The organism is Geobacillus thermodenitrificans subsp. thermodenitrificans DSM 465 (assembly GCF_000496575.1).
In the GTDB taxonomy this organism is placed as follows: Bacteria; Bacillota; Bacilli; order Bacillales; family Anoxybacillaceae; genus Geobacillus; species Geobacillus thermodenitrificans.
The window spans coordinates 16,848-27,379 of the sequence record NZ_AYKT01000024.1; the positions used below are offsets into that span (position 1 = coordinate 16,848).

Sequence of the window (10,532 nt, forward strand, 5' to 3'; positions counted from 1 at the left end):
TTTTTTCAACTTTTTGTTGGCGCAGAGCATACAATATGGTAACCTTTTTTGAAGTTAGGTGGGTCGGACATGCGACGGGCAGAAAAAGTGATTATTGTAGAAGGGCGATCGGATAAACAAAAAGTGTCGGCCGTGCTGAACGAACCGGTCGTCATTATTTGTACGAACGGCACGATCAGTGATTCGCGCCTTGAGGAGCTGGCCGACGAGCTTGAGGGTCAGGACGTGTACGTGTTGGCAGACGCTGATGAAGCAGGAGAAAAGCTGCGCCGGCAATTTCGACGGATGTTTCCGGAAGCGGAACACATTTATATTGACCGGACGTACCGCGAAGTGGCCGCCGCTCCGCGTTGGCATTTAGCCCAAGTGTTGCTGCGCGCCCATTTTGACGTCCGCATCGACTCGTTAATGAAGGGAAGAGGCGAGTGAAACCGATTGAACGAACAGAGATACAACAGACAATCACTGAACAGCCGCTTATGGCTCTTTATTTGTACACCCCGCTGTGCGGCACGTGCCAGCTGGCGAAACGAATGTTGACGGTGGTGGAGGAGTTGTTTCCGGCGCTGCCGTTTTACGAAACAGACGTGAATTATATCCCGGAGCAAGCAGTCGTTTGGAAAATTGAAAGCGTTCCTTGCTTGCTTCTTTTTGTGGACGGAACGATGGTGGGCAAATGGTATGCGTTTCATTCCGTTCCGTACTTGTATGAGGAAATTCAAGCTCGGTTGCCGCGCTGACCACCTGCCTTTTTTTGACGCCATTTGACATATTTCTTTGGAAATGACAAAAATAGCGTTGGTTCGCCACAACGACTGTCGAGATTTTTGTAAAGGATTCCTCCCCCTCCGTATGGAAATAAAGGGAACAAAGGGAAATGGGGGGGATGGTCAATGGAAATGCATCAGTTAGTGGGACAGTTTATGGAACGGATGCAAACGTTGCGTCATTTGTTGCCGATTTTGCCGGATGAGCAGTTGTATGTTCGGTTTGAGAGTGAAGAAGGTGTTGCTTTGTTGGCGATCGGCAAGGAGCCGACTGCCCCAGAGATAGGAAATGACGAACGCCACACGTTAACGGTGCGCGGTTCAAAGAAAGCGCTTGAATCGCTGCTGAGCGGCGAGCTGAAGCTGCAGCAGCTCGTCCGGCTGCAAGAAGTGTCTGTGTCGGGAAGCTTTCGCCACATGTTGCTGCTTGAATCTCTCCTCCATTTGGCCAAGCCGTATCGTCATGTTGGGTGAAAAATTTTGTTGACACCGTTCGACATACAATGATACAATCACACTCGTAATCAATTGAATAGGCAAATGGTTGTGCTCTTATCAAGAGAGGTGGAGGGATGTGCCCAATGAAGCCCGGCAACCGTCAGCGTGTCTGCTGAAAAGGTGCCAATTCACACAAAGCGGCCTGCTTTGAGAGATAAGAGACGGAACGGTAGACAAATACCTTTCTGTTCTCTGCGGGCAGAAAGGTTTTCTTTTTGCGCTCTGTTGCCTTGGGAAGAAGGAAGGTGAAACGGTGATTCAACTTGAACAAGTGACAAAAATTTATCATGCGGCGAATGGATCGGTAACAGCTGTCGACAATGTGTCGCTCGATATTCGCGAAGGGGAAATTTTCGGGATTATCGGTTACAGCGGCGCGGGGAAAAGTTCGCTCATCCGGCTGTTAAACGGGCTGGAAAAGCCGACGAGCGGCCAGGTGGTCGTCGCCGGCCGCGATATGGCGCGCATTAAAGGACGGGAGCTGCGCAAGGCGCGCCAAGAAATCGGGATGATTTTCCAGCACTTCAACTTGCTTTGGTCGCGTACGGTGCGGGAAAATATTGCGTTTCCGCTCGAGATCGCCGGCGTTCCGAAAGAGGAACGGCAAAAGCGGGTTGATGAGCTCATCCAGCTTGTTGGGCTCGCCGGGCGGGAAGACGCGTATCCGTCGCAGTTAAGCGGCGGACAAAAACAGCGGGTCGGCATTGCTCGGGCGCTTGCCAACAACCCGAAAGTGTTGCTTTGCGATGAAGCAACATCGGCATTGGATCCACAAACGACGGATGCGATTTTGGACTTGCTTGTCGATATTAACAAGCGGCTCGGGCTGACGATCGTGCTGATTACGCACGAAATGCATGTGATCCGTAAAATTTGTGACCGCGTGGCGGTGATGGAAAGCGGCAAAATCGTCGAGCAAGGCGAAGTGTTGCACGTCTTCCGCAACCCGCAACAGCCGATTACGAAACGGTTCGTTCAACAACTGATCGAACCGGAGGAAACGGAAGAGGCGGTTTCCCATTTGTTCGGCCAATACCCGAACGGGGTGATCGCGCAGTTGACATTTGTCGGCGAAGCAGCTGGCCAGCCGCTCATCACGCAAGTCGTTCGGCAATTTACGGTTGAGATCAACATTTTGCAAGGGAAAATTTCGCAAACTCATCAAGGCGCCTACGGCGTGCTGTTTGTGCACATCGACGGCGCGGCAGACGAAATCGCCCGGGTGCTTGACTATATTCGCAGCCAGCAAGTGGCGGTGGAGGTGATTCATGATGCTCGCTAACCTCCTGCCGAACGTGCAATGGGAGACGATGTGGGCGGCGACGGTCGAGACGTTGTACATGACCGGGATGGCGGTCGCGGCGACGTTCGTCATTGGGATTGTTCTCGGGCTGCTTTTATTTTTAACGGCGAAGGGAAACCTATGGGAAAACCGGTTGGCCAATATGATCATTGCTGCGTTCGTCAATATTTTTCGTTCCATTCCGTTCATTATTTTAATTATTTTGCTCATCCCGTTTACTAAATGGCTTGTTGGGACAATGCTTGGGGCGAATGCGGCACTGCCAGCACTCATCATTGGTGCAGCTCCGTTTTATGCCCGCATGGTCGAAATCGCCCTCCGCGAAATTGACAAGGGGGTCATTGAAGCGGCGAAGGCCATGGGCGCCTCGACATGGACGATCATTTGGAAAGTCCTGTTGCCAGAATCGCTTCCGGCGCTTGTCTCCGGGATTACCGTCACCGCTGTGTCGCTTGTCGGCTACACGGCGATGGCTGGCGTTGTTGGCGCCGGCGGGCTGGGGAACTTGGCGTATTTGGAAGGGTTCCAGCGCAGTCATAACGATGTGACGTTTGTCGCGACCGTGTTGGTGCTCATCATCGTTTTTGTCATTCAGTTTATCGGTGACTTTGTCACTTCGAAAATTGATAAACGATAAAGGGGGCAGAAGGAAATGAAAAAATGGCTTGGTGCTTTGTTGGCTGCCGTCTTGGTGTTCGCTTTAGCAGCGTGCGGCGGCAACAAGGACGAAAACGCTGCTGGCGGGGATAAAGGCGGCGAGTTGGTCAAACTGAAAGTCGGTGCGTCGAACGTGCCGCATGCGGAAATTTTGGAACAAGCGAAACCGCTGTTGAAAGAAAAAGGTATCGACTTGGAAATTATCACGTTCCAAGACTACATTTTGCCAAACAAAGCATTGGCGGACAAAGATATTGACGCTAACTATTTCCAACATATCCCGTACTTAGAAGCACAAATGGAAGAACATGGTTACAATTTCGTTAACGTTGGCGGCATCCATATCGAGCCGATCGGCTTGTACTCCCAAAAATATAAAAGCGTCGAAGAACTGCCAAATGGCGCAACGATCATTATGAGCAACTCGGTTGCCGACCATGGCCGCATTTTATCGATGCTCCAAGAAAAAGGGCTCATCAAGCTGAAAGAAGGCGTCGACAAAACGAGAGCGACGGTTAACGACATCGTGGAAAACCCGAAAAAATTAAAGTTTAAAGCCGATGTAGACGCTGGATTGCTGCCGCAAGTTTATCAAAACGGGGAAGGCGATGCCGTGCTGATCAATGCGAACTATGCGCTTGATGCCGGCTTGGATCCGGCGAAAGACCCAATCGCCGTCGAATCGCCGAAAGACAACCCGTACGTCAACATTGTGGCCGTGCGCAAAGGCGATGAAAACCGGAAAGAAATTAAAACATTGGTGGAAGTGCTGCAATCGAAAGAAATTCAAGACTTCATTACCGAACAATACAAAGGCGCTGTCATTCCGGCAGCGGAAAACAAGTAATCAACGGGAGCGTTTCGCTCCCGTTTTTTTTTTTTTTTGAACAACGAAGCCGACGTTCTGCCCTTGTGGAACACAGCAGAGGGAAAGAAGAAATTCATGGGGGTCAGATGGTACTTGATCAGAAAAGAGAACCGATCGAACAAGGTCTCTCTAATGAACCGTCTTTTCCCCCCCCCCGCCCTTATAGCGGACAATGAAAAAGGAAGTCTCGTTGCTGGGATATTCTCCTGAATCACCGACGGTTCAAGCGCTCTAACACGGCAGCGAGCATGACGATGATCAGGCAGTTTTGCCAGGTGATCACCACGGCCAAGCTGAATGTGCCATCGCCTTGTTCACCGATGATGTTGCCGATGGCGATCCATGCCAAAAACGGGGCGAACGCAGCAGTCAAAACGAAGACGACCGAGCAAACGCGATTTCCCCCTTTCCAACGAAGCGATGGTGCGATGGAGCGATGTTGGCGCTTCGGAAACGGCGTGTTTTTCCATTCGCTTTCTGTATGATTCGGTGTTTCATTTTCGTTTCCTCCATGCATACTAAAAAGGCATGAAACGCTTCTCCGCTTCTGCTCAGGAGGCGGGATGGAATCTTCTCGGTTCAATATGGAAAAAGAAGGAGGAAACCGAAGATGAACAACGGAACACAGACATCCGTCGAAGCTGCACTTCTTCATTATAAGGAAGGAATCGGAACGTTTACGAAAAAGATGCCGACGATTGCTGAACGGTTTCATGCGTTTACCGAGGCTTGTTTTGCCGAGGGGGCGTTGACGAAAAAAGAAAAGCAGTTGATCGCCCTTGGCATCAGCCTAGCTACCCAAGATGAATATTGCACCATTTACCATACGAAAGGATGTCTTGATGAAGGGGCATCGGAACAAGAAATTTTGGAAGCGTGCGCAGTGGCGGCGGCGTTTGGCGGCGGTGCGGCAATGAGCCAAACGGTGACGCTCGTGCAGGAATGCGTCCGTGAGCTGCGGACGACCCATTAGACGCCAGCAATGGTGTTTTTGTTGGCAAACACATTCGATTTCAGCCGGCGCCTTAGGATTTCAGCCGGCTTTTTTTTGTAAAAACTCGTACAAATAGGTCGTTTTCGTGTAAAATATAAAAAGCGTTGTCCAATTCCCTCTCTTCTATGGGTAAGTTTTACATATGTACACAGTGGAAAAGGCAGCGGAAAAGTTGCGAACACTTTTCATTTGTTATAAGATTGTAATGAGAATAAAATGAGAATGAACAATCGCTGGGTCAAAAGCGAGCTTACATTATTTTTACGCAAAAACTGGAGGTATGCTTTATGGCCGTATTAACGATTCAAAATCTCCACGTATCAGTGGAAGGAAAAGAAATTTTAAAAGGGGTTGACTTGGAAGTTAAAGGCGGGGAAATTCACGCCATTATGGGTCCGAACGGAACGGGGAAATCGACGCTGTCATCGGCCATTATGGGCCATCCAAAATATGAGGTGACGGCAGGCACGATTACGCTCGACGGCCAAAACGTTCTTGAGATGGAAGTAGATGAGCGGGCGCGTGCCGGTTTGTTTTTGGCGATGCAATATCCGAGCGAAATCAGCGGGGTGACGAACGCCGACTTTTTGCGGTCAGCCATCAACGCTCGTCTTGGTGAGGGCAATGAAATTTCGCTCATGAAATTTATCCGCAAGCTCGATGAAAAAATGTCGTTTTTGGAAATGAACCCGGATATGGCGCACCGCTATTTGAACGAAGGGTTCTCGGGCGGGGAGAAAAAGCGGAATGAAATTTTACAGCTGATGATGCTTGAGCCGAAAATCGCCATTTTGGACGAGATCGACTCCGGATTGGACATTGACGCATTAAAAATCGTCGCCAAAGGCATTAACGAAATGCGCAGCAGCGAATTCGGCTGTTTGATCATTACCCACTATCAACGGTTGTTGAATTACATCACCCCGGACTATGTACACGTCATGATGCAAGGGCGCATCGTGAAATCGGGCGGTCCGGAACTGGCACAGCGGCTTGAGGCGGAAGGGTACGATTGGATTAAGAAAGAATTGGGCATCGAAGACGAAACGGTCGGGCAAGAAGCGTAAGCGTTAGGAGGAGGACTATGGCGACAGAAACGAAAATTCCATTCGATGAAACATACATCCGCACGTTCTCAAGCGAACGCGGCGAACCGGACTGGCTGACCGAGCGACGCCTCGAAGCGCTCGGGAAAGCGGAACAGCTGCCGCTGCCGAAACCGGACAAAACGAAAATTGACAAGTGGAACTTTACTGACTTTGGCCGCCATGTGGTCGACAGCGCACCGTATGCGAACCTTGATGATTTGCCGGAGGCGGTCAAGGCGCTGATTGAAGCGGGCGAAGGAACGACAAATTTATATGTGCAGCGCAACCATACACCAGCGTATGTTTCGCTCTCTGATGAGTTGAAAGAAAAAGGAGTCATCTTCACCGATATTTTCACGGCTGCTAGGGAACATGGCGATTTGCTGAAGAAATATTTCATGACCGATGCGGTTAAGCCAGATGAGCACCGTCTTGCCGCGCTGCATGCGGCGCTGTTAAACGGCGGGGTGTTTGTGTACGTTCCGAAAAACGTCGAAATCGAAACACCGCTCCAAGCCGTCTACATTCAAGACGAGGACGACATCGGCTTGTTTAACCACGTCATCGTTGTCGCAGAAGACAACAGCCGCGTCGTATTCGTTGAAAACTATTTATCGGCGAGCGATGAAGGAAAAGCGGTCGTCAATATTGTCGCCGAGGTATTTGCCAATGCGAACGCGCGCGTCTTTTTCGCCGCGGTCGACCATTTGGCCAAAGGCGTGACGACGTATGTCAACCGGCGCGGCGTTGCTGGGCGCGACGGGCGAATCGAATGGGCGCTCGGGCTGATGAATGACGGCAACACCGTGTCGGAAAATATCACTCGCCTCATCGGTGACGGATCGTTCGGGGATACGAAAACGGTTGTCGTCAGCCGCGGCGAGCAAGTGCAAAACTTTACGACAAGCGTCGTTCACTACGGGAAACATACGGAAGGTTATATTTTAAAACACGGCGTCGTCCGTGACAGCGCCACTTCGATTTTTAACGGCATCGGCAAAATTGAGCACGGCGCGTCGAAGTCCAACGCCGAGCAAGAATCGCGCGTGTTGATGTTAAGCGAAAAAGCGCGCGGCGATGCGAACCCGATTTTGCTCATTGATGAAGATGATGTCATGGCAGGCCACGCGGCATCAGTCGGGCGCGTCGATCCTATTCAATTGTATTACTTAATGAGCCGCGGCATTCCGAGAAACGAAGCTGAACGGCTGATCATCCATGGCTTTTTGGCGCCAGTCGTTGAAGCGATTCCGCTTGAAGGTGTGAAAAAACAATTAATCGAAGTGATTGAAAGGAAAGTTCAATCATGAACGTGAAAGAAATTCGTTCGTTGTTTCCCATTTTGCATCAACAAGTGAACGGCCATCCGCTCATTTATTTTGATAGTGCGGCGACATCGCAAAAACCGCTGCCGGTGATCGAAGCGCTCGACCGCTACTACCGCGAGTACAACTCGAACGTCCATCGCGGCGTCCATACGCTCGGAACGAAGGCGACCGATGCGTATGAAGGAGCGCGCGAAAAAGTGCGTCGGTTTCTTAATGCCAAATCGGCACAAGAGATCATCTTTACGCGCGGGACGACAACGGCGCTCAACTTGGTCGCTTCGAGTTATGCGCGCGCCAACGTCAAAGAAGGCGATGAAATCGTCATTACGTACATGGAGCACCATAGCAATTTAATTCCATGGCAACAAGCGGCGAAACAGACCGGAGCGACATTGAAATATATTTCGCTGCAAGAAGACGGAACGATCGATCTCAAGGATGTCGAGGCAACGGTGACGCCGGCGACGAAAATCGTTGCCATCGCCCATGTATCGAACGTGCTCGGTACGATCAATCCGGTTCGGGAGATCGCCCGCATCGCTCACGATCGCGGCGCCGTTGTCGTTGTCGACGCGGCGCAAAGCGCTCCGCACATGAAAATTGATGTTCAAGAGCTCGGCTGTGATTTTCTCGCGTTTTCCAGCCATAAAATGTGCGGACCGACCGGAGTTGGCGTATTATATGGAAAAAGAGAACTGTTGGAGCAAATGGAGCCGATCGAGTTTGGCGGCGAAATGATCGATTTTGTCGAGCTGTATGACTCGACATGGAAAGAGCTGCCGTGGAAGTTTGAGGGCGGCACGCCGATCATCGCCGGCGCGATTGGTCTCGGTGCGGCCATCGATTTCCTCGAACAAGTCGGTTTGGACGCCATCGCTGCTCATGAACACGAGTTGGCGCAATATGCACTCGAACGGCTAGCTGACATCGAAGGCGTTACCGTCTACGGGCCGAAAGAACGGGCCGGGCTTGTGACGTTTAACATCGAAGGGGTGCACCCGCACGATGTGGCGACGGTTCTTGACGCGGAAGGAATCGCCATCCGCGCCGGCCACCATTGCGCCCAGCCGTTGATGAAATGGCTTAACGTGACCGCAACCGCCCGGGCGAGCTTTTACCTGTACAATACGAAAGAGGAAATCGATACGTTTATCGCTGCATTACAGAAAGCGAAGGAGTACTTCAGCCATGTCTTCTAATCATCCGTTAGACCAGCTTTACCGCCAAGTCATTATGGATCATTATAAAAACCCGCGCAACCGCGGCGTGCTTGAGGGGACGAACGTCGATATCAACATGAACAACCCGACGTGCGGCGACCGCATTCATTTGACCATGAAAGTGGAGGACGGAAAAATCGCTGACGTCAAATTTGAAGGGGAAGGCTGTTCGATTTCGATGTCGTCAGCGTCGATGATGACGCAGGCCATTAAAGGGAAAAACGTCGAAGAAGCGCTTCGGCTCGCTCACATTTTTTCGGACATGATTCAAGGCAAGGAATACGATGATTCGCTCGATCTTGGCGACATCGAGGCGCTTCAAGGTGTTTCGAAATTTCCGGCCCGCATTAAATGTGCGACATTGGCGTGGAAAGCGCTCGAAAAAGGGTTGCATGACCATTAAGATGAAGGAAGGTGAACCACGATGGCGAAAAAAGCACCAGAAATCGGCGAATATAAGTATGGCTTCGTCGATAAGGACGTTTCCATCTTCCGCGCCCAGCGCGGGCTGACGCGCGAAGTCGTCGAAGAAATTTCGCGCATGAAAAACGAGCCGCAATGGATGCTCGAGTTTCGCTTAAAAGCGCTCGACATTTTCTACAGCAAACCGATGCCGCAATGGGGCGGCGACTTGTCGAGCCTGGACTTTGATGAGATCACGTACTACGTCAAACCGACGGAAAAATCGGGCCGTTCGTGGGACGAAGTGCCGGAGGAAATTAAAGCGACGTTTGATAAGCTCGGCATTCCAGAGGCGGAACAAAAATATTTGGCCGGGGTTTCGGCGCAATACGAGTCGGAAGTTGTCTACCATAACATGAAAGAAGACTTGGAAAAACTCGGCGTCATCTTTAAAGACACCGATTCGGCCCTGAAAGAAAACGAAGACTTGTTCCGCGAACATTTTGCGAAAGTGGTGCCGCCAACGGACAACAAGTTCGCGGCGTTGAACTCGGCTGTTTGGTCGGGTGGTTCGTTCATTTACGTTCCGAAAGGCGTTAAAGTCGAAACGCCGCTGCAAGCGTATTTCCGTATCAACTCGGAAAACATGGGGCAGTTTGAACGGACGCTCATCATCGTCGATGAAGGAGCACACGTCCATTACGTTGAGGGCTGTACGGCACCGATTTACACGACGAACTCGCTCCACAGCGCGGTCGTCGAAATCATCGTCAAAAAAGGCGCGTACTGCCGCTACACGACGATTCAAAACTGGGCGAACAACGTCTTCAACTTGGTGACGAAACGCGCCGTTTGCGAAGAAAACGCGACAATGGAATGGATCGATGGCAACATCGGCTCGAAGCTGACGATGAAGTATCCGGCTGTCATCTTAAAAGGTGAAGGCGCGCGCGGTTTGACGCTGTCGATCGCCATCGCCGGCAAAGGCCAGCACCAAGATGCTGGGGCGAAAATGATCCATTTGGCGCCGAACACATCGTCCACGATCGTTTCGAAGTCGATTTCCAAACAAGGCGGGAAAGTCACGTACCGCGGCATCGTCCATTTCGGCCGCAAAGCGTCCGGTTCGCGTTCGAACATCGAATGTGACACGCTCATTCTCGACAACCAATCGACATCTGATACGATTCCATATAACGAAATTTTAAACGACAACATTTCGCTTGAGCACGAAGCGAAAGTGTCGAAAGTGTCGGAAGAGCAGCTGTTCTACTTGATGAGCCGCGGCATTTCTGAACAGGAAGCGACGGAAATGATCGTTATGGGCTTTATCGAGCCATTCACAAGAGAGCTGCCGATGGAATACGCCGTCGAGATGAACCGCTTGATCAAGTTTGAAATGGAAGG

The 10,532-nt window shown here is 51.0% G+C and carries 13 protein-coding genes and 1 riboswitch; of the genes, 12 read left to right on the forward strand and 1 reads right to left on the reverse strand.

Going from position 1 to position 10,532, the window contains the following annotated elements:
- The first annotated feature begins 69 nt into the window (after positions 1 to 69).
- From DSM465_RS0116550 to DSM465_RS0116575, 6 genes are all read left to right on the forward strand, one after another.
- Complete coding sequence (locus DSM465_RS0116550; RefSeq protein ID WP_008880238.1) at positions 70 to 429, forward strand: toprim domain-containing protein; 360 nt, start codon at positions 70 to 72, stop codon at positions 427 to 429.
- Entirely contained in the window at positions 426 to 740 is a 315-nt protein-coding gene (locus tag DSM465_RS0116555; protein WP_008880237.1) for a thioredoxin family protein, read from the forward strand. Before DSM465_RS0116550 ends, DSM465_RS0116555 begins: the two co-directional genes overlap by 4 nt.
- A gap of 153 nt (positions 741 to 893) precedes the next feature.
- A complete protein-coding gene (locus DSM465_RS0116560; RefSeq protein WP_008880236.1) occupies positions 894 to 1,241 on the forward strand; it encodes a hypothetical protein in 348 nt (115 codons plus the stop codon).
- 75 nt (positions 1,242 to 1,316) lie between these two features.
- Positions 1,317 to 1,426, forward strand: a riboswitch (SAM riboswitch).
- A 92-nt stretch (positions 1,427 to 1,518) separates the two neighbouring features.
- The gene (locus DSM465_RS0116565; protein WP_008880235.1) at positions 1,519 to 2,547 is read left to right on the forward strand and encodes a methionine ABC transporter ATP-binding protein; all 1,029 of its coding nucleotides are present in this window, start codon (positions 1,519 to 1,521) and stop codon (positions 2,545 to 2,547) included.
- Complete coding sequence (locus tag DSM465_RS0116570) at positions 2,537 to 3,205, forward strand: methionine ABC transporter permease (protein WP_008880234.1); 669 nt, start codon at positions 2,537 to 2,539, stop codon at positions 3,203 to 3,205. The genes DSM465_RS0116565 and DSM465_RS0116570 overlap by 11 nt, the downstream gene beginning before the upstream one ends.
- 15 nt (positions 3,206 to 3,220) lie before the next feature.
- On the forward strand, positions 3,221 to 4,072 hold the full coding sequence (locus tag DSM465_RS0116575) for a MetQ/NlpA family ABC transporter substrate-binding protein (RefSeq protein WP_008880233.1): 852 nt from the start codon (positions 3,221 to 3,223) through the stop codon (positions 4,070 to 4,072).
- A 232-nt stretch (positions 4,073 to 4,304) separates the two neighbouring features.
- Here the strand turns inward: DSM465_RS0116575 and DSM465_RS18465 are convergent, their stop codons facing one another.
- Entirely contained in the window at positions 4,305 to 4,610 is a 306-nt protein-coding gene (locus DSM465_RS18465; protein ID WP_035498663.1) for a hypothetical protein, read from the reverse strand.
- Positions 4,611 to 4,703: 93 nt separating this feature from the next.
- Here DSM465_RS18465 and DSM465_RS0116585 point away from each other — a divergent pair, with 93 nt between their 5' ends.
- The 6 genes from DSM465_RS0116585 to sufB form a co-directional block, all read left to right on the forward strand.
- Complete coding sequence (locus tag DSM465_RS0116585) at positions 4,704 to 5,066, forward strand: carboxymuconolactone decarboxylase family protein (protein WP_008880232.1); 363 nt, start codon at positions 4,704 to 4,706, stop codon at positions 5,064 to 5,066.
- 308 nt (positions 5,067 to 5,374) lie between these two features.
- Complete coding sequence (gene sufC, locus DSM465_RS0116590; RefSeq protein ID WP_011888136.1) at positions 5,375 to 6,154, forward strand: Fe-S cluster assembly ATPase SufC; 780 nt, start codon at positions 5,375 to 5,377, stop codon at positions 6,152 to 6,154.
- Positions 6,155 to 6,171: 17 nt separating this feature from the next.
- Positions 6,172 to 7,485 carry a Fe-S cluster assembly protein SufD gene (gene sufD, locus DSM465_RS0116595; RefSeq protein WP_008880230.1) on the forward strand — a complete coding sequence of 438 codons (1,314 nt, stop codon included), beginning with the start codon at positions 6,172 to 6,174 and terminating at the stop codon, positions 7,483 to 7,485.
- Entirely contained in the window at positions 7,482 to 8,702 is a 1,221-nt protein-coding gene (locus DSM465_RS0116600; RefSeq protein WP_011888135.1) for a cysteine desulfurase, read from the forward strand. The genes sufD and DSM465_RS0116600 overlap by 4 nt, the downstream gene beginning before the upstream one ends.
- On the forward strand, positions 8,692 to 9,126 hold the full coding sequence (gene sufU, locus DSM465_RS0116605) for a Fe-S cluster assembly sulfur transfer protein SufU (RefSeq protein WP_008880228.1): 435 nt from the start codon (positions 8,692 to 8,694) through the stop codon (positions 9,124 to 9,126). Before DSM465_RS0116600 ends, sufU begins: the two co-directional genes overlap by 11 nt.
- Positions 9,127 to 9,147: 21 nt before the next feature.
- On the forward strand, positions 9,148 to 10,532 hold a 1,385-nt coding region (gene sufB, locus DSM465_RS0116610; RefSeq protein ID WP_029761821.1), incomplete at its 3' end, for a Fe-S cluster assembly protein SufB.